Genomic DNA, 19,567 nt, shown 5'->3' on the forward strand with positions numbered 1-19,567 from the left:
AAACTGTGAAACGGTTTTCCCGGGAAAAGCGCGTAGCGCTTTCCCTGGGGATTTGTGTCAAAACAAAGAGATAGAGTGGGGTTCGCCGTTTCCCTGAAACGGTGATCCGCTCTTGGCCCGCCCCATCTCCCTGATAATCGGAAGCTCGGATGTGAAGCGGGCGCCGGATTGATCCGGCGCCCGCTATCACATTGGAGCCTGCGGCCTTCAACGTCAGACGAAGTGGAAGTCGTCCGCCGGATTATAACCAACCACTGTCCGCCCAGTGCCGTCGTCGGCTACGGTGAAGCTGTCTGCATCGTAAGCGCCGACGATGTGGAGCGTGGCATCATGGGTGCCGTCCGAAACAGTCAACGTTCCCCCACTTCCATCCTGGTTTGCCTGATAGACAGCGGATGTTCCAGTGCCGTACCAGATATCTCCGAGGTCTACTTTGTCATCATTGGTGATGCCGGCGATGCTGCCGCTGAAATCGAATGAATCGTCCAGCCGCAATGTGCCAGCTGCATCCGTCCCGAAAATGACGTCTGCGGATGAGGCGGCGTGAAACTCCAGCTGCGACATGTTTCCGATGATGGCATCGCCGTCGCCGGTAACCTGACCGCCGATTGCGATGTCACCGCCATTGGCCCAGATCAGTCCGGAGTTGGCGACGGCACCGTTGATCGTCAGGCCACCCGACCCCGTCGCCTCCAGCGTTCCCGAGTTGACGATGGTGCTGCTCCCGGTGTCGATAACCAGCGCATGGGTGCCGGTGGCGATGATCGCGCCTTGGTTGTTCAGACCGAGCAGACCGCCGCCGAGTTGGCCGGCGCCGGAGATGGTGTTGTCGACATTGGTCAAGGTGACGTCGGCAGACGTGCCGGAGATCACGTTCGCATCGCTGTCGGACAGGACGATCTGTCCACCACCTTGCAGCGTTATGCCGCTGGCGATCACTTCGAGCTGCGTGGTCGAGCCGGCACTGTCGAGCGCGATCGTGCCCGTGTTGTCGATCACCCCGCCGAGCGGCATAATCGCGCCGTCGGCGATCGACATCGTGCCGGCATTGTGGGTGACCGGCTCCTGATTGAAGAGGAAGTTGCCGGCTGCGAGATCTGAGGCCACCACGCCCTGCACGGTGATCGTCTCACCGGTGCCGACGGTGATCAAGGCATTGCCGTTACCGTCGTCGGTGATGGCAAGGTCACTGAAGCCGTTGACGCCATCGAACCCGATCAGGTCGATCTTGTCTGCCGCCACATCGAAATTGTGCAGTGTATCGGCGGCAATCGGCTGACCGAAGACGAACAGATCGGCGCCGGAGGAGCCGGTGAGGTGATCGTCGGTGGAAAGCGCGTAGATCGGATTGCCTTGAGCGAAGACCTCGACGTTAGCGGCCGCAAGCGCTCCGCCCGTGCTGCCGTCGCTGTTTGTCCAAGCCTCGGTGATATTGAGCAGCAGCGCACCGGCATAACTATCCGGCGAGGTGATTGAGAGCGCAGCGACTTTATCGGTCGAAACCGTCCAGGTGCCGTCGCCGGCGTCGACGCCTTCGCTCAGGCTCCAGCCTGCCGGAATGCCGCTGATCGTGAGAGTGAGTGGACCGATATGACCAGCCGCCGGATCGGTGAGGCCGAGAGTGATCGCGCTGCCGGCAACGCCTGCGGGTCCAAGCGTGTTGTCGTAGACGACAATGTCAGAGGCAGTGATCGCGGTAACGCCCGCCACATTTGTGACGTTGCTGAGAGTTGCCACCTGCACGCGGCTACCCGTATTGCTCCAGTCTGAGTCGAACCAGATTTCTCCCTTGCCGGTCGTTGAGTTAAAGACGATCGCGTACAGGTTCGTCGCCCCGCCTCCCGTATCGTTCAAGATCTGGGTAGTGGTTTGAGAATTGCTAATGACGTCTACTTGATTGTCGTCGTTGTTGTTGATGGTGCTGATAGCATTGCGGCTAGTGAAGTCGTTGCTATCGAGCGTTGCGCCACCAGCCGTCGCCGTCGTGTTACCAAAGGTGAAGCCACCCGTAACAGCCCCGCCAAGGAAGGCGATTTTGTCGGTGTTGTCCGCGTAGTCGGATATCGTGTCGGTCCCGCCGTTGGTGCGCAGCCGGAATTGATCCGCGCCGCCATTGCCTGTCAATGTGTCATTGCCGCCTTGGCCGTTGATGGTTTCCGCGCCACCGCCTCCTATGATGGTGTCCGCACTCGACGAGCCGTTGATGTTGAACGCCTCAGTCTGGTTCGACAGGTTCAACGACACACCAGTGGTCAGCGTGATGTTTTCGATGTTCGCGATTTGCGCATCGCTGGATGACGTGAAGTTCGCGCCCAACTGCAACGTGTCGGAATTGCCGCCGCCGTCGAGCAGCGTATCGTTCTGGGCACCGACGATCGTGTCGTTGCCGTTCTGTGCTGAGATACTGTCGACCCCCGAGCCGCCGGTGATGGTGTCGGCGGACGCGCTGCCGGTGATCGTGAACGCCTCGCTCTGAATGCCGAGGTTGATCGTCACGCCGACCGCAGCCCCGGCCGCCGAGATCGCCTCGACATTGACGAGACTGATGTCGGCGAGCGTGTTGAGAACAGTCGAGGTCGAGGTCAGGTTGATCGTGTCGGTCCCGCCGGCAAGACTGATCGATGATGTGAAGGCATTCAATTGCGCGCCGGTCAGCGTGATCGAGTCGTTCCCGCCGGAGCCGGTGAGATTGCGTCCCTCAACGCCGGTGAGCGTCGGGTTGTTTGCCGTCGAGATATCCACCGTGCCGGTGACATTGACATTGACGTAGTCGCCTGCTCCCGACCCCAGGTCAATGGCGTTGAACCCTGCGAACTGCGCTACGCCCAGCGTCAGCCCATCGTCGCCGCTGCTGCCGGTCAGCGTCTCGATTCCGCTCAGGGTCCCGGTAGAGAAGTCTACGATGCCGGACGTCGTCAGCACGATCTGGTCGGCCCCTGCGCCGCCGGTGATCGATTCGCCCGCCACGAAGTTACCGTTCGCCAGATTGAATGTGTCGTTGCCGCCGCTGCCGTCGAGCGTGTCGGCACCGGCGCCGCCGGTGATGGTGTCGGCGCCCGAGCCACCGGTGATGGTGTCGGCGGACGCGCTGCCGGTGATCGTGAACGCCTCGCTCTGAATGCCGAGGTTGATCGTCACGCCGACCGCAGCCCCGGCCGCCGAGATCGCCTCGACATTGACGAGACTGATGTCGGCGAGCGTGTTGAGAACAGTCGAGGTCGAGGTCAGGTTGATCGTGTCGGTCCCGCCGGCAAGACTGATCGATGATGTGAAGGCATTCAATTGCGCGCCGGTCAGCGTGATCGAGTCGTTCCCGCCGGAGCCGGTGAGATTGCGTCCCTCAACGCCGGTGAGCGTCGGGTTGTTTGCCGTCGAGATATCCACCGTGCCGGTGACATTGACATTGACGTAGTCGCCTGCTCCCGACCCCAGGTCAATGGCGTTGAACCCTGCGAACTGCGCTACGCCCAGCGTCAGCCCATCGTCGCCGCTGCTGCCGGTCAGCGTCTCGATTCCGCTCAGGGTCCCGGTAGAGAAGTCTACGATGCCGGACGTCGTCAGCACGATCTGGTCGGCCCCTGCGCCGCCGGTGATCGATTCGCCCGCCACGAAGTTACCGTTCGCCAGATTGAATGTGTCGTTGCCGCCGCTGCCGTCGAGCGTGTCGGCACCGGCGCCGCCGGTGATGGTGTCGGCGCCCGAGCCACCGGTGATGATGTCCACGCCGGCCGAGCCGATGATCGTGAAACCTTCCGTCTGATTGGAGAAGTTCAACGTCGAGGCCGCGGTGAGCACAATGTTTTCGATGTTCGCGATCTGCGTATCGCTCGCACTGATGAAGTTGGCGCCGATCTGCAGCGTGTCATTGCCGCCGCTGCCGTCGAGCAGCGTATCGTTCTGCGCGCCCACGATAGTGTCAGCGGCCGAGCCGCCTGTGATGCTGTCCACGCCGGCCGAGCCGGTGATTGTGAAGCCTTCCGTCTGATTGGAGAAGTTCAACGTCGCCGCGGAAGTCAGCAGGACGTTCTCGATGTTGACGATCTGCGCATCGCTGGTGCTGGCAAAATTTGCTCCGATCTGAAGGATGTCGGTTTCAGTGCCGCCGTCGAGCAAATTGTCGTTCTGCGCACCGATGATCGTATCGTCATCAGCACCACCGAAGATCCAATCGGCGCTGCTGCCACCCGTAAGGGTATCATTGCCCGCAAATCCGTAGATCGCGGTGCTGCTCGCACCGGCAGTGAAGCTGTTGCCGGCGCTGGTGCCGAGGAACAGGTCGACAACATTCGCGTTGGCGCTCCCATCAGTGACCTGCAGAGTTCCCGAGACGACGGACGCCTGCTGCGTAGGAGTGAGGGCCGTAGTCGCCCCGCTGGTGATTGATGGGTTGCCGAAAGCAGCGGCAAACGGCGCTGACAAGGATAGGGTCGGATTGTCGGGGTCAGTCGCGATGAAGCTGATGGAGGTGCTGCTCACGTTAAGGTTGGAAATCACGGCGGCGTCGTTGGTGCCGTGGATGGTGAAGCTGACGAGCTTGGAGGTGCCGTCGGCCGCGGTCACGGTGAAGGTGTCGAGATGGGTGGCGGTGCCGCCATTGGCGTTGCTGCCGGCCAGGAACTGCACGGCGGCGTTGGCGACCGAGTAGGTGTAGGAGCCGTCGGCGGCCAGGACGAGGGCGCCGAGATTGCCGGCGCCGGGGGTCACGGTCGTGTTGAAGTGGTTCTCGCCGGTGTCGACATCAGTGATCGAAATCGAGCCGGTCGCCGTCAGGGTGGTCGGCGAGCTGTCCTCGGTGACGTCGGCGACGGTCGGATCGCCGATCACGGCGGCGTCGTTGGTGCCGTGGATGGTGAAGCTGACGAGCTTGGAGGTGCCGTCGGCCGCGGTCACGGTGAAGGTGTCGAGATGGGTGGCGGTGCCGCCATTGGCGTTGCTGCCGGCCAGGAACTGCACGGCGGCGTTGGCGACCGAGTAGGTGTAGGAGCCGTCGGCGGCCAGGACGAGGGCGCCGAGATTGCCGGCGCCGGGGGTCACGGTCGTGTTGAAGTGGTTCTCGCCGGTGTCGACATCAGTGATCGAAATCGAGCCGGTCGCCGTCAGGGTGGTCGGCGAGCTGTCCTCGGTGACGTCGGCGACGGTCGGATCGCCGATCACGGCGGCGTCGTTGGTGCCGTGGATGGTGAAGCTGACGAGCTTGGAGGTGCCGTCGGCCGCGGTCACGGTGAAGGTGTCGAGATGGGTGGCGGTGCCGCCATTGGCGTTGCTGCCGGCCAGGAACTGCACGGCGGCGTTGGCGACCGAGTAGGTGTAGGAGCCGTCGGCGGCCAGGACGAGGGCGCCGAGATTGCCGGCGCCGGGGGTCACGGTCGTGTTGAAGTGGTTCTCGCCGGTGTCGACATCAGTGATCGAAATCGAGCCGGTCGCCGTCAGGGTGGTCGGCGAGCTGTCCTCGGTGACGTCGGCGACGGTCGGATCGCCGATCACGGCGGCGTCGTTGGTGCCGTGGATGGTGAAGCTGACGAGCTTGGAGGTGCCGTCGGCCGCGGTCACGGTGAAGGTGTCGAGATGGGTGGCGGTGCCGCCATTGGCGTTGCTGCCGGCCAGGAACTGCACGGCGGCGTTGGCGACCGAGTAGGTGTAGGAGCCGTCGGCGGCCAGGACGAGGGCGCCGAGATTGCCGGCGCCGGGGGTCACGGTCGTGTTGAAGTGGTTCTCGCCGGTGTCGACATCAGTGATCGAAATCGAGCCGGTCGCCGTCAGGGTGGTCGGCGAGCTGTCCTCGGTGACGTCGGCGACGGTCGGATCGCCGATCACGGCGGCGTCGTTGGTGCCGTGGATGGTGAAGCTGACGAGCTTGGAGGTGCCGTCGGCCGCGGTCACGGTGAAGGTGTCGAGATGGGTGGCGGTGCCGCCATTGGCGTTGCTGCCGGCCAGGAACTGCACGGCGGCGTTGGCGACCGAGTAGGTGTAGGAGCCGTCGGCGGCCAGGACGAGGGCGCCGAGATTGCCGGCGCCGGGGGTCACGGTCGTGTTGAAGTGGTTCTCGCCGGTGTCGACATCAGTGATCGAAATCGAGCCGGTCGCCGTCAGGGTGGTCGGCGAGCTGTCCTCGGTGACGTCGGCGACGGTCGGATCGCCGATCACGGCGGCGTCGTTGGTGCCGTGGATGGTGAAGCTGACGAGCTTGGAGGTGCCGTCGGCCGCGGTCACGGTGAAGGTGTCGAGATGGGTGGCGGTGCCGCCATTGGCGTTGCTGCCGGCCAGGAACTGCACGGCGGCGTTGGCGACCGAGTAGGTGTAGGAGCCGTCGGCGGCCAGGACGAGGGCGCCGAGATTGCCGGCGCCGGGGGTCACGGTCGTGTTGAAGTGGTTCTCGCCGGTGTCGACATCAGTGATCGAAATCGAGCCGGTCGCCGTCAGGGTGGTCGGCGAGCTGTCCTCGGTGACGTCGGCGACGGTCGGATCGCCGATCACGGCGGCGTCGTTGGTGCCGTGGATGGTGAAGCTGACGAGCTTGGAGGTGCCGTCGGCCGCGGTCACGGTGAAGGTGTCGAGATGGGTGGCGGTGCCGCCATTGGCGTTGCTGCCGGCCAGGAACTGCACGGCGGCGTTGGCGACCGAGTAGGTGTAGGAGCCGTCGGCGGCCAGGACGAGGGCGCCGAGATTGCCGGCGCCGGGGGTCACGGTCGTGTTGAAGTGGTTCTCGCCGGTGTCGACATCAGTGATCGAAATCGAGCCGGTCGCCGTCAGGGTGGTCGGCGAGCTGTCCTCGGTGACGTCGGCGACGGTCGGATCGCCGATCACGGCGGCGTCGTTGGTGCCGTGGATGGTGAAGCTGACGAGCTTGGAGGTGCCGTCGGCCGCGGTCACGGTGAAGGTGTCGAGATGGGTGGCGGTGCCGCCATTGGCGTTGCTGCCGGCCAGGAACTGCACGGCGGCGTTGGCGACCGAGTAGGTGTAGGAGCCGTCGGCGGCCAGGACGAGGGCGCCGAGATTGCCGGCGCCGGGGGTCACGGTCGTGTTGAAGTGGTTCTCGCCGGTGTCGACATCAGTGATCGAAATCGAGCCGGTCGCCGTCAGGGTGGTCGGCGAGCTGTCCTCGGTGACGTCGGCGACGGTCGGATCGCCGATCACGGCGGCGTCGTTGGTGCCGTGGATGGTGAAGCTGACGAGCTTGGAGGTGCCGTCGGCCGCGGTCACGGTGAAGGTGTCGAGATGGGTGGCGGTGCCGCCATTGGCGTTGCTGCCGGCCAGGAACTGCACGGCGGCGTTGGCGACCGAGTAGGTGTAGGAGCCGTCGGCGGCCAGGACGAGGGCGCCGAGATTGCCGGCGCCGGGGGTCACGGTCGTGTTGAAGTGGTTCTCGCCGGTGTCGACATCAGTGATCGAAATCGAGCCGGTCGCCGTCAGGGTGGTCGGCGAGCTGTCCTCGGTGACGTCGGCGACGGTCGGATCGCCGATCACGGCGGCGTCGTTGGTGCCGTGGATGGTGAAGCTGACGAGCTTGGAGGTGCCGTCGGCCGCGGTCACGGTGAAGGTGTCGAGATGGGTGGCGGTGCCGCCATTGGCGTTGCTGCCGGCCAGGAACTGCACGGCGGCGTTGGCGACCGAGTAGGTGTAGGAGCCGTCGGCGGCCAGGACGAGGGCGCCGAGATTGCCGGCGCCGGGGGTCACGGTCGTGTTGAAGTGGTTCTCGCCGGTGTCGACATCAGTGATCGAAATCGAGCCGGTCGCCGTCAGGGTGGTCGGCGAGCTGTCCTCGGTGACGTCGGCGACGGTCGGATCGCCGATCACGGCGGCGTCGTTGGTGCCGTGGATGGTGAAGCTGACGAGCTTGGAGGTGCCGTCGGCCGCGGTCACGGTGAAGGTGTCGAGATGGGTGGCGGTGCCGCCATTGGCGTTGCTGCCGGCCAGGAACTGCACGGCGGCGTTGGCGACCGAGTAGGTGTAGGAGCCGTCGGCGGCCAGGACGAGGGCGCCGAGATTGCCGGCGCCGGGGGTCACGGTCGTGTTGAAGTGGTTCTCGCCGGTGTCGACATCAGTGATCGAAATCGAGCCGGTCGCCGTCAGGGTGGTCGGCGAGCTGTCCTCGGTGACGTCGGCGACGGTCGGATCGCCGATCACGGCGGCGTCGTTGGTGCCGTGGATGGTGAAGCTGACGAGCTTGGAGGTGCCGTCGGCCGCGGTCACGGTGAAGGTGTCGAGATGGGTGGCGGTGCCGCCATTGGCGTTGCTGCCGGCCAGGAACTGCACGGCGGCGTTGGCGACCGAGTAGGTGTAGGAGCCGTCGGCGGCCAGGACGAGGGCGCCGAGATTGCCGGCGCCGGGGGTCACGGTCGTGTTGAAGTGGTTCTCGCCGGTGTCGACATCAGTGATCGAAATCGAGCCGGTCGCCGTCAGGGTGGTCGGCGAGCTGTCCTCGGTGACGTCGGCGACGGTCGGATCGCCGATCACGGCGGCGTCGTTGGTGCCGTGGATGGTGAAGCTGACGAGCTTGGAGGTGCCGTCGGCCGCGGTCACGGTGAAGGTGTCGAGATGGGTGGCGGTGCCGCCATTGGCGTTGCTGCCGGCCAGGAACTGCACGGCGGCGTTGGCGACCGAGTAGGTGTAGGAGCCGTCGGCGGCCAGGACGAGGGCGCCGAGATTGCCGGCGCCGGGGGTCACGGTCGTGTTGAAGTGGTTCTCGCCGGTGTCGACATCAGTGATCGAAATCGAGCCGGTCGCCGTCAGGGTGGTCGGCGAGCTGTCCTCGGTGACGTCGGCGACGGTCGGATCGCCGATCACGGCGGCGTCGTTGGTGCCGTGGATGGTGAAGCTGACGAGCTTGGAGGTGCCGTCGGCCGCGGTCACGGTGAAGGTGTCGAGATGGGTGGCGGTGCCGCCATTGGCGTTGCTGCCGGCCAGGAACTGCACGGCGGCGTTGGCGACCGAGTAGGTGTAGGAGCCGTCGGCGGCCAGGACGAGGGCGCCGAGATTGCCGGCGCCGGGGGTCACGGTCGTGTTGAAGTGGTTCTCGCCGGTGTCGACATCAGTGATCGAAATCGAGCCGGTCGCCGTCAGGGTGGTCGGCGAGCTGTCCTCGGTGACGTCGGCGACGGTCGGATCGCCGATCACGGCGGCGTCGTTGGTGCCGTGGATGGTGAAGCTGACGAGCTTGGAGGTGCCGTCGGCCGCGGTCACGGTGAAGGTGTCGAGATGGGTGGCGGTGCCGCCATTGGCGTTGCTGCCGGCCAGGAACTGCACGGCGGCGTTGGCGACCGAGTAGGTGTAGGAGCCGTCGGCGGCCAGGACGAGGGCGCCGAGATTGCCGGCGCCGGGGGTCACGGTCGTGTTGAAGTGGTTCTCGCCGGTGTCGACATCAGTGATCGAAATCGAGCCGGTCGCCGTCAGGGTGGTCGGCGAGCTGTCCTCGGTGACGTCGGCGACGGTCGGATCGCCGATCACGGCGGCGTCGTTGGTGCCGTGGATGGTGAAGCTGACGAGCTTGGAGGTGCCGTCGGCCGCGGTCACGGTGAAGGTGTCGAGATGGGTGGCGGTGCCGCCATTGGCGTTGCTGCCGGCCAGGAACTGCACGGCGGCGTTGGCGACCGAGTAGGTGTAGGAGCCGTCGGCGGCCAGGACGAGGGCGCCGAGATTGCCGGCGCCGGGGGTCACGGTCGTGTTGAAGTGGTTCTCGCCGGTGTCGACATCAGTGATCGAAATCGAGCCGGTCGCCGTCAGGGTGGTCGGCGAGCTGTCCTCGGTGACGTCGGCGACGGTCGGATCGCCGATCACGGCGGCGTCGTTGGTGCCGTGGATGGTGAAGCTGACGAGCTTGGAGGTGCCGTCGGCCGCGGTCACGGTGAAGGTGTCGAGATGGGTGGCGGTGCCGCCATTGGCGTTGCTGCCGGCCAGGAACTGCACGGCGGCGTTGGCGACCGAGTAGGTGTAGGAGCCGTCGGCGGCCAGGACGAGGGCGCCGAGATTGCCGGCGCCGGGGGTCACGGTCGTGTTGAAGTGGTTCTCGCCGGTGTCGACATCAGTGATCGAAATCGAGCCGGTCGCCGTCAGGGTGGTCGGCGAGCTGTCCTCGGTGACGTCGGCGACGGTCGGATCGCCGATCACGGCGGCGTCGTTGGTGCCGTGGATGGTGAAGCTGACGAGCTTGGAGGTGCCGTCGGCCGCGGTCACGGTGAAGGTGTCGAGATGGGTGGCGGTGCCGCCATTGGCGTTGCTGCCGGCCAGGAACTGCACGGCGGCGTTGGCGACCGAGTAGGTGTAGGAGCCGTCGGCGGCCAGGACGAGGGCGCCGAGATTGCCGGCGCCGGGGGTCACGGTCGTGTTGAAGTGGTTCTCGCCGGTGTCGACATCAGTGATCGAAATCGAGCCGGTCGCCGTCAGGGTGGTCGGCGAGCTGTCCTCGGTGACGTCGGCGACGGTCGGATCGCCGATCACGGCGGCGTCGTTGGTGCCGTGGATGGTGAAGCTGACGAGCTTGGAGGTGCCGTCGGCCGCGGTCACGGTGAAGGTGTCGAGATGGGTGGCGGTGCCGCCATTGGCGTTGCTGCCGGCCAGGAACTGCACGGCGGCGTTGGCGACCGAGTAGGTGTAGGAGCCGTCGGCGGCCAGGACGAGGGCGCCGAGATTGCCGGCGCCGGGGGTCACGGTCGTGTTGAAGTGGTTCTCGCCGGTGTCGACATCAGTGATCGAAATCGAGCCGGTCGCCGTCAGGGTGGTCGGCGAGCTGTCCTCGGTGACGTCGGCGACGGTCGGATCGCCGATCACGGCGGCGTCGTTGGTGCCGTGGATGGTGAAAGTGACATTCTGCGTGCCTGAGTTGGTCGTGCCGTCATTGACCTGCACCGTGTAGGTGATGGTCAGGCTCTGGCCCGCGCGCAGGAAATCGAGGTTGGCGGCGGTCGGATCGTAGCTGTAGCCGATGTTGGCCGCGCCACCGTTGGAGGTTGTATCCGTCAGCGTGAATGCGCCACTGGCGATCAGCGCGGCTGCCCCGGCGGGCAACGAGAACGGACTGCCATTGAGCTGCACCACCGGGCTGCCCACGACCGACGCATGCAGCGTGTTGCCGATATCGAGATCGCTCACAGAGAAATTGCCTGTGATCGCCGCCAGGTTCTGGGCCGAGGCACTAGTCAGTTCGAGCACCGCTGCCGGATCGCTTGTGCCGCTCAGAACCGGCCCGTCGTTGGTCCCCGCGAACTGAATGGTCGCGGTTGCCCAGCTGAGCGTCCCGTTGCCGAGCCGGATAGAGTAGATAAAGGTGTCCGTCAAATATTGGCCGGCATTCAACCCCTGCAACTGCGACCTGAAAGCAGTCGACAAAAACGCTGTATCGTATCCCACCTTCCCGTCGGCCGTAATCCAGATCTTTGCGCCGTTGGCACTTGTATCGGAACCCGCGGATTCAATCCGGCCTAAGTCCTGCGTCAACAAATCAGCTGCGATGTAGCCGCTCATCGCGCCTGTGTTGTTCGTGCCGTTATCCACTGACCATAGTGATTTGGCGTTTCCGCCTAGATCGTTGGCCATTACATTGAGGAAAATGGTCCCGAAACTGTCTTCAGTGAGCCCGGTGAAAACGCTGGTGAAGAAATCATCCACTGCCTGCGGCGTATTTGAAAAAGATGTCGTTGTTCCACCCATAATAGTTTCCCCCTAGTGCCCATGGAGCGCTTGCCCGAAGCGCAAGTTCTTTATGCGAAACATTTAACGTCGGCCGGACGCGTCAACGCCCGTCGGAGTCGCCATTCAAATGAAATCAAGTGCGAATGGCTTGCGATCGCCAGCCAGGGAATGATCCCTGCGAGAGCGCCAGCATCAAATGAGTTCCCATCCAGACCGATGACAGTTGTGCTGACGCCAAGCTCACACGCTCGCGGAGGCATTGGACATAGCTTGGCCCCGGCCGGATCTTCACGAGCAACCGAGGGTTTGTTTGTATCGATCGAGGCGGAAAAGTCACTGTAGATGGGGGAAAGTGTCTTTGCGTCTTCGCCTAGATCATTTGTCATCTGGTCGAGGGAAATACTGGGCCGGCGGGGCGAAATGAGGATGGTCGTATCGTCGGTAAAGCTGACGACGTCGTCGCCGGCCCGCGGTGAATTGGAACGCGCTATCGCAGTTCCACCGGCGCGTGCGATCTGAGAAGAAGCCATTTTAACCCCACCCTTTTTACTCATACACGGGTACAGATACAGATGCCCTCCACATCTATTTTCACTGCCGCATTGAAAGATTAGTCACTCTCCATCTGAAACAGTACGATCAACATGCCAATTCTGGCAGACGGCCACTGTCAGTGCGCAGTCCAGTCGCATGGACACAGTCCCGCGATCAGCCAGACTCAACATGGCCGTCCGTGCAGTCTTGGCTCAACATGTAGCCGCAACGACTCTGCTAGCCGCTCTGCGTTCCCATAGCCCCCATAACGCCCTTTCCTGATTGCCGGTCAGTTTTCTTTTTTAGGAGGCGCTTATATTAACGCATTCTTAACGCCAATGAAGAGTAAGCGTCAACATCCAAACGGATGAACGGTTAACGGTCTAAAATTGAGCCCGCGTGACTAAATTTTTTCGCATTTTCGCATTGCCGGTGGTCTGGTGAAGTCGGCCCACAGAGCGTGCCACGATCGGCTTGGGACGGGATGAATCACGAAGCCGGTTGGTGCTCCGGCTCTGGCCCGGCAAATGGCTGATCCAACCAACCCAAAGTACAGCGGTGTGCTAGCGCGAGGATTGGCATGCAATCGATCCGCGTATTCCATAACGGATGTTCTGCGAATTCAGCGACCGGCTGCGCGCCAGAAGCAGCCAATCGGATGCAACTTCGCACATGACCGCAATTGGCCGTTAGCGGACTGTCCGCTGAAGAATCTGACCTTGAAGAAACGGACGTAGACGGGAGGGTGGTTTTCGACCAAACCTGTGAACGTGCGGACGTCCGATTGGCTAGGCTACAGCGCCGTCGACAAGAAGCTGGTAGTTGATGAAGCTGGTGCGACAACCGTCAGGGCGATATTCCAACGCTATCTGGAATTGAAGTCTGTGCTGGCCCTGGCTGAGGAACTCAACCAGAACCGAACGATGGATGGACCCAACTCGCTCCGACCTCCGATCAGCCGCGGGCGGCTTTATCATCTACTTTCAAACCCGGTTTACATAGGCCAGGCTCGGCACAAAAACACATGCTACGACGGCGTCCATCAACCAATCGTAGATGCCGAGTTGTTTGCCTCAGTTCAGGCTTTGCTAAAGGAGCAAGGGCCGAGACGGCGGTCTCAGTCGAATGTCGCGGATCTGCATCTGCTAACCGGTCTCGTCTTCGACGAGACCGGGGATCGATTGAGCCCGGCTTATGCCAGCAATCATGGCAAGCGCTACCGCTACTATATCTCCAATAGGTTGAAGGTCGCCCGGCGCACAGACGATAGTGGTTGGAGAGTTCCGGCTGATGAATTGGAATTAATTGTCGATGAGCAGCTGATCGCTCTACTGAAAGGCAAATCCCGCCTAGCCTCATCAACCTACTGGCTAGGTCGCACGCCATGTTGGCGGCATTTACAAATGGCACGGCTCGAAGTATCTCTGAGCTTTCGAAAGCCACCGGAATTCACCGAGCGGACCTTAGCAAGGCTTTGCCGCTGGCCTTCCTATCTCCGGCGATTGTGGACGACATCCTAGCGGGCAAACACCCCATCAATCTGACCGCACGGCGGCTCGCACGGCTTGTCAATCTTCCGGCCGATTGGGATCAGCAACGGACCTCCCTGGGCTTTTGATAGCCTCATTGGTCGATGGCCCAAGTCAGCCGTCTGGCGTTGGGGCACATTCTTCAGGATATCCAACGATCCTCATTGCATCGCTATTGAAAACAATAGGGCGCGGAAAACCGCCTGCAGAGACGGGTGGTGAAAAAGCGCGAGAAACAGAGACCTGCGGGGCGACCAAGCCCGACTGTTCAGAGACGGCCCAGCCTATCCCACGGATATGTCGACCGAATTTAGAGCCAGCCTGCGCAAGCCATATTTGCTGTGACTGAGTGGTGATCCCGACAGGAATCGAACCTGTGACCTACAGATTAGGAATCTGCCGCTCTATCCTACTGAGCTACGGGACCACGCGGCCAGACACATAGCCGCTTCGGATCGTTTCGCCAAGAGGCCGGCCGAAGGCAATTCGGCCAGCCCGCTGCGCGGCCGGCTTCAGGCGGCGAGTGCGGTTTCCGCCAGTTTCACCCAGTAGCTCATGCCATGCGGGATGACCGCGTCGTTGAAGTCGTAGGCCGGATGGTGGAGGCCGGCGGTGTCGCCGTTGCCGATGAAGATGAAGGCGCCGGGGCGAGCTTCCAGCATGTAGGAGAAATCCTCGCCGCCCATCACCGGCTGGATGCCGCGGTGCACATGGGCATCGCCGGCGACGTTTGCCGCGACATCGCCGGCAAACACCGTCTCTTCCGCGTGGTTGAATGTCACGGGGTAGTTCGCCTGATAATCGACCTCGATCCTGGCGCCGAAAGCGGTCGCCAGCCCGTCGCAGATGGCGCGGATGCGCTCTTCCGACTTTTTGGCGATTTCCTTGCGCAAGGTGCGCACGGTGCCGGCGATTTCGGCCGTTTCGGGAATGATGTTGTAGGCATCGCCGGCGTGGAACTTGGTCACCGACACCACCACGGCCTCGACCGGATCGGTGCTGCGCGAGGCGATCGTCTGCAAGGCGCCGACCAGCTGGCTGGTGATGACGATCGGGTCGATGGTGCCGTGCGGCATCGCCGCATGGCCGCCCTTGCCGCGCACGGTGATGGTGAACTCGGCCGTCGCCGCCATGATCGGGCCCGGTCGGATGGCGAACTGCCCGACAGGCAGGCCCGGCATGTTGTGCATGCCGAACACCTTGGAGATGTCGAAGCGTTCCATCATGCCGTCCTTGACCATCTCGTTGCCGCCGCCGCCGCCTTCCTCCGCCGGCTGGAAGATCACCGCCACCGAACCGGTGAAGTTGCGCGTCTCGGCGAGATATTTCGCGGCCCCCAAAAGCATGGCCGTGTGGCCGTCATGGCCGCAGGCATGCATCTTGCCGGGAATGGTCGAAGCGTAGGGCTTGCCGGAGATCTCGTTGAGCGGCAGCGCGTCCATGTCGGCGCGCAGGCCGATGGTGGGGCCCGCGCCCTGGCGGCCGCGGATGATGCCAACGACGCCGGTCTTGCCGAGGCCGGTGACCACGTCGTCGCAACCGAAGGCCTTCAGCTTCTCGGTGACGAACGCGGCGGTCTTGAAGACGTCGAAGTTCAGTTCTGGCGTCTGGTGCAGGTGCTGACGCCAGCCGGCAACTTCGTTCTGCATTTCGGCGGCACGGTTCAGGATTGGCATGATGGTTCCATCTCGCTGTTGGGACAGGCGGGCGTCGTCCGCTGCCTTGCAATTGTGATCGTCAGGCGCTTTGCCATGTTGGCGTCACATAGGGTAAATAGCACCGCAACGATGTGGTCCGGTTTTTGAGGGTCGGACCCATCATGCTGGCGATCGCGTAACGAAATCTTACGGAGCCAGGGGCGACTACGGCAAGAGGCGATTTCGGATTTGATCATGCGGCACAGGCATTTCCTCAAACTATTCTCGGCTGGCGCAATCGCACTGTCGGTCCTGGCCGGGTCAGCGCTGGCCAATCCGGTGGTTGTGTTCGACCTCAACGACGGCAAGATCCTGCAGCATCAGGATGCGTTCAAGCGCTGGTATCCGGCGTCGCTGAGCAAGCTGATGACCGCTTATGTGACCTTCCGGGCGATCGCGGCCGGCGAGGTCCAGCTCGATTCGCCGATCAAGGTGACGAAACACTCCGCCGCCGAGCCGCCAAGCAAGATGGGCTTCAAGCCGGGCTCGGTGATGCGGCTCGACAATGCGCTGAAGATGATGCTGGTCAAGTCGGCCAATGACATCGCCATGGCAATCGGCGAGAATGTCGGCGGCTCGCAGGCAGCCTTCGCCGAACGGATGAACGCCGAGGCGACCCGGCTCGGCATGAACGGCTCGCATTTCGTCAATCCGAACGGGCTCTATTCGCCGGACCAGTACACGACGGCACGCGACCTCGCCGTCCTGGTGATGGCGATCCGGCGTGAATTTCCGCAATATGCGCCGTGGTTCTCGATCGAGGGGCTTGCGGTCGGCAAGAAGGCGATCCCGAACTACAATCTGCTCATCGGCCGCTATCCCGGCGCCGACGGCATGAAGACGGGCTTCGTCTGTCCCTCCGGCTTCAACATGATCGGCTCGGCGACGCGCAACGGCCGCACCCTGGTGGCGGTCGTGCTTGGCGAGAAGTCGGCAATCACCCGCGCCGAGAGTGCGGCGAAACTGCTCGACCAGGGTTTTGACACGCCGGCCGCCGGCTCGGCCACCATCGCCACGCTGGCGCCCTACGGCGACACGGTCTCGCCCAACGACATGCATGACGAGATCTGCAAGAAGAAGGCGCCCGCAGAGCAGTCCGAGGCACCGCCGGCCGCCGCCGCCAAGGACGTGCCGAAGTCGCCTTACCAGGAAAAGCTCGACCATGTGCCGACACTGGTTGCCGTCGGCCTTGGCGGCGCCAACGGCCCGGCGCCGAAGGCCATGCTCGGCCAGGGCGGCCAGGAATATGCCGACGTGCCGATCCCGAGTTGGCGCCCCGACAGGCCGGCACCGGCGGTCATTGCCGGTTCCGCCGCGCAAGGCGACCAGCCGGTCAAGGCCGCGAACTAGCCTGATGGGCGGCTTCCCGATCCCAGTCTCGGTGCTGACCGGTTTCCTCGGCGCCGGCAAGACGACGCTGCTCAACCGGCTGTTGAAGGACCCGGCGCTGGCCGACACGGCGGTCATCATCAACGAGTTCGGCGAGGTGGCGATCGACCATCTGCTGGTCGAGCAGGCCTCCGATGGGATCATCCAGCTTTCGGACGGCTGCCTGTGCTGCACGGTCCGCGGCGAACTGGTCGACACGCTGGCCGATCTGGTCGACAGGCTGCAGACCGGCCGCATCGCCCGGCTTGCCCGCGTCATCGTCGAGACCACGGGCCTTGCCGATCCGGCGCCGGTGCTGCAGTCGATCATGGCCCATCCGGCGCTTGTCCAGGCCTTCCGGCTCGACGGCGTCATCACGCTCGTCGATGCGGTCAATGGCAGCGCCACGCTCGACGCCCATGTCGAAGCGGTCAAGCAGGTCGCCGTCGCCGACCGCATCGTGCTCAGCAAAGCCGATCTGATCGCCGATGCCAGCGAACTGGAGACGCTGCGGGCGCGCCTGCGGCAGATCAATCCGGGGGCCGAGTTGCTTGATGCCGCCGACACGGGGACGGGTGTGGCGGCGCTGTTTGATTGCGGGCTCTACAACCCGGCGACCAAATCCGCCGACGTGCGGCGCTGGCTGGGCGAGGAAGCGGCGCATGATCATGACCACCACGGTCATGACGATCATGATCACCAGCATGGCCACGACCACGGCCATCGCCACGATCAGCGGGTGCGCTCCTATTCGCTGGTCCATGATGGACCGGTGCCGTTTTCGGCGATCGAGATGTTCCTCGACCTGCTGCGTTCGACGCATGGCGAGCATCTGCTGCGCATGAAGGGCGTCATCGAACTCAGGGAAGACCCGTCGCGGCCATTGGTGATCCATGGCGTGCAGAAGATCCTGCATCCGCCGGTGCAATTGCCGTCCTGGCCGGACGGCCAGCGCGGCACGCGGCTGGTGCTGATCACGCTTGACATGCCGGAAGACTATGTGCGCCGGCTGTTTGCCGCCTTCACCAACCGGCCGGCCATCGACACGCCAGACCGCACGGCGCTGGAAAACAATCCGCTGGCGATCGCCGGGCGTTAAACTCTACGATTGCTGCTCGCCGCGCTCGACCAGAAAACGATGGCCACCGGACACCGAGGCCGTCTCGATCAGCTGATGGCCGCTGTCGGCGCAGAATGCCGGAATATCGATGACGGCGAGCGGGTCTGTGGTCTCGAGCCACAGCCGGCTGCCAGGCTGCATTGCGGCCAGGCGCTTTTTCGCTTTCAGCACCGGCAAAGGGCAGTTCAGCCCCTTCAGGTCATAGACAGCGTCGTGCTTGGAGGCCTTGTTTTCAAGCATGTCGTTGTGCCAAAGCCGCTGCGCACTTCTGGGCGACATGCATTGGCGAAAGACCTCAGCCGCCGAACATGCCGAGCAGCTTGTTCTTCAGCCTGGTGACCCGGCTCTCGTCGGCGCTTGCCGCCTGCGTTTCAACCACAGGCGGCGCCTCCGTGGGGGCCGTGATGGTGGCGGTGGCGACAGGGGCTTCCTTGGCGGTCTTGGCGGCTTCCTTCTCGGCGAGGGCCTGTGCCTTGGCGGCTTCCTTTTCGGCCAGAGCCTGGGCCTTGGCGGCTTCCTTGGCCTGCTTGGCGGCCTCTATGGCGGCAAGCCTCTGCTCCTCGGCCTTCTGCTTGGCGGCCTTTTCGGCGTCGAGCGCGGCCATCTTGCGGCCGGCCGGCGAATCGATGCGGCCCATGCGCGCCGTCTCGGTGACCGAGCCGTCGGTATTGAGCGACGGCGGATCGATCGGCACGCGCTCGCCGCGGGCCCGGCGCTTCGACCAGTCGGAGACGATGCTGGCTTCCTTGACGCCAGCGATGGTCGGCTTCGGCGGGGGCACGCTGGCCTTGAGCGCGCCGTTGAACGCCGCGTCGTAGGTGCTCTGATAGGCGTTGTAGGCGCTCTTCAGCGAATCAGGCTGCGTCGTTACCGGGCAGGGGCCGGTCGGATTGAAAGTCTGGCCTTCGGCGGCAACTTGATTGAAGACATAGCGCTTCTCGCAGACGTCGACCTTCGGCGGCACCTTGGTGACCTCGAAATTGTCGTAGCCGACCTTCAGCATCTTCCAGAATTCGTAATTCGGGTCGTTGCGGTAGCGCGCCATGTTGGCGGCGGTCATGCGGAACGGAAACGCCTGGATCTGGAATTCGGTCTGGCCGCCCTGGAAGGCGTCACGGCCGAAGGCATAGATCTGCTCGATCTGCGCGTCGGTCATCGAATAACAGCCCGACGACGAACAGGCGCCGTGCACCATCAGGTTGGCGCCGGTGCGGCCGTTGGCACGGTCATAGGCGTTGGGAAAGCCGATGTTGAACGACAGATGATAGTTCGAGCGCGGGTTCATCTGTGACGGGCGCACCGTATAGAAACCTTCCGGCGCCTGGCGGTCGCCCTCAGTGTATTTCGGCCCAAGCTTGCCCGACCATTTGCAGATGTCGTAGCTGGCCACCATGTCGTAGCGGCCATTGGTCTTGGCTTTCCAGATTTCGAGCTTGCCCTCTTCCTTGAAGATGCGGGCCATCACCGACGAGGTGCGGATCATGCCCTTGGCCTTCATGTCGGCAAGGATCTTGTCGGGCAGCGGCTTGTTGGCCTCCGGCGCGAAATCCTTCATCGACGAATTGTTGCAGCCGGCAACGCCGAGGGCAGCGATCAGGATTCCGGTGCGGGCAAGCTTTGCGAACATGGCTACGGATATCGTCTTTTCTCTGACGCCAGGGCGTTTTACGCCCCGGCTGCTGCGCTGCATATGG

8 protein-coding genes and 1 tRNA gene are annotated in these 19,567 nt (G+C 63.6%); 3 read left to right on the forward strand and 6 right to left on the reverse strand.

Annotated elements, in window-relative coordinates; all coding sequences use genetic code 11:
- Positions 1 to 213 precede the first annotated feature (213 nt).
- Complete coding sequence (locus ACFSQT_RS10920; protein ID WP_379018395.1) at positions 214 to 11,271, reverse strand: VCBS domain-containing protein; 11,058 nt, start codon at positions 11,269 to 11,271, stop codon at positions 214 to 216.
- A 422-nt stretch (positions 11,272 to 11,693) separates the two neighbouring features.
- Positions 11,694 to 12,155: a hypothetical protein gene (locus ACFSQT_RS10925; protein ID WP_379018397.1), complete on the reverse strand. Its 462-nt coding sequence runs from the start codon at positions 12,153 to 12,155 to the stop codon at positions 11,694 to 11,696.
- Between the two features lie 768 nt (positions 12,156 to 12,923).
- Here ACFSQT_RS10925 and ACFSQT_RS10930 point away from each other — a divergent pair.
- Positions 12,924 to 13,679 (forward strand): recombinase family protein, encoded by a 756-nt coding sequence (locus tag ACFSQT_RS10930; RefSeq protein WP_379018399.1) that lies wholly within the window; start codon positions 12,924 to 12,926, stop codon positions 13,677 to 13,679.
- Between the two features lie 359 nt (positions 13,680 to 14,038).
- Here the strand turns inward: ACFSQT_RS10930 and ACFSQT_RS10935 are convergent.
- A tRNA-Arg gene (locus tag ACFSQT_RS10935) sits at positions 14,039 to 14,115 on the reverse strand.
- A gap of 85 nt (positions 14,116 to 14,200) precedes the next feature.
- Positions 14,201 to 15,364, reverse strand: a complete 1,164-nt coding sequence (locus tag ACFSQT_RS10940) for a M20 aminoacylase family protein (protein WP_379018401.1) — start codon at positions 15,362 to 15,364, stop codon at positions 14,201 to 14,203.
- A gap of 216 nt (positions 15,365 to 15,580) precedes the next feature.
- Between ACFSQT_RS10940 and ACFSQT_RS10945 the strand changes: the two genes are divergently transcribed.
- Both ACFSQT_RS10945 and ACFSQT_RS10950 read left to right on the forward strand, forming a co-directional pair.
- Positions 15,581 to 16,735: a serine hydrolase gene (locus ACFSQT_RS10945; protein ID WP_379018403.1), complete on the forward strand. Its 1,155-nt coding sequence runs from the start codon at positions 15,581 to 15,583 to the stop codon at positions 16,733 to 16,735.
- 4 nt (positions 16,736 to 16,739) lie between these two features.
- Positions 16,740 to 17,852 carry a CobW family GTP-binding protein gene (locus ACFSQT_RS10950; protein WP_379018405.1) on the forward strand — a complete coding sequence of 371 codons (1,113 nt, stop codon included), beginning with the start codon at positions 16,740 to 16,742 and terminating at the stop codon, positions 17,850 to 17,852.
- Positions 17,853 to 17,855: 3 nt separating this feature from the next.
- Here ACFSQT_RS10950 and ACFSQT_RS10955 read toward each other — a convergent pair whose 3' ends face one another.
- Together ACFSQT_RS10955 and ACFSQT_RS10960 are read right to left on the reverse strand one after the other, a co-directional pair.
- Positions 17,856 to 18,113, reverse strand: a complete 258-nt coding sequence (locus ACFSQT_RS10955) for a sulfurtransferase TusA family protein (RefSeq protein WP_379018407.1) — start codon at positions 18,111 to 18,113, stop codon at positions 17,856 to 17,858.
- Positions 18,114 to 18,168: 55 nt separating this feature from the next.
- Positions 18,169 to 19,500, reverse strand: coding sequence for a L,D-transpeptidase family protein (locus ACFSQT_RS10960; RefSeq protein ID WP_379018409.1), 1,332 nt, complete (start codon positions 19,498 to 19,500; stop codon positions 18,169 to 18,171).
- Positions 19,501 to 19,567 lie beyond the last annotated feature (67 nt).

The sequence above is a fragment of the Mesorhizobium calcicola genome (genome assembly GCF_042682105.1).
GTDB classification, from domain to species: domain Bacteria; phylum Pseudomonadota; class Alphaproteobacteria; order Rhizobiales; family Rhizobiaceae; genus Mesorhizobium; species Mesorhizobium calcicola.

Bases quoted from the DNA above. Each gene is read 5' to 3' on its own strand.
- ACFSQT_RS10925 (WP_379018397.1), bottom strand. From the start codon at position 12,155: ATGGCTTCTTCTCAGATCGCACGCGCCGGTGGAACTGCGATAGCGCGT.
- ACFSQT_RS10945 (WP_379018403.1), top strand. From the start codon at position 15,581: ATGCGGCACAGGCATTTCCTCAAACTATTCTCGGCTGGCGCAATCGCA.
- ACFSQT_RS10950 (WP_379018405.1), top strand. From the start codon at position 16,740: ATGGGCGGCTTCCCGATCCCAGTCTCGGTGCTGACCGGTTTCCTCGGC.
- ACFSQT_RS10955 (WP_379018407.1), bottom strand. From the start codon at position 18,113: ATGCTTGAAAACAAGGCCTCCAAGCACGACGCTGTCTATGACCTGAAG.
- ACFSQT_RS10960 (WP_379018409.1), bottom strand. From the start codon at position 19,500: ATGTTCGCAAAGCTTGCCCGCACCGGAATCCTGATCGCTGCCCTCGGC.
- ACFSQT_RS10940 (WP_379018401.1), bottom strand. From the start codon at position 15,364: ATGCCAATCCTGAACCGTGCCGCCGAAATGCAGAACGAAGTTGCCGGC.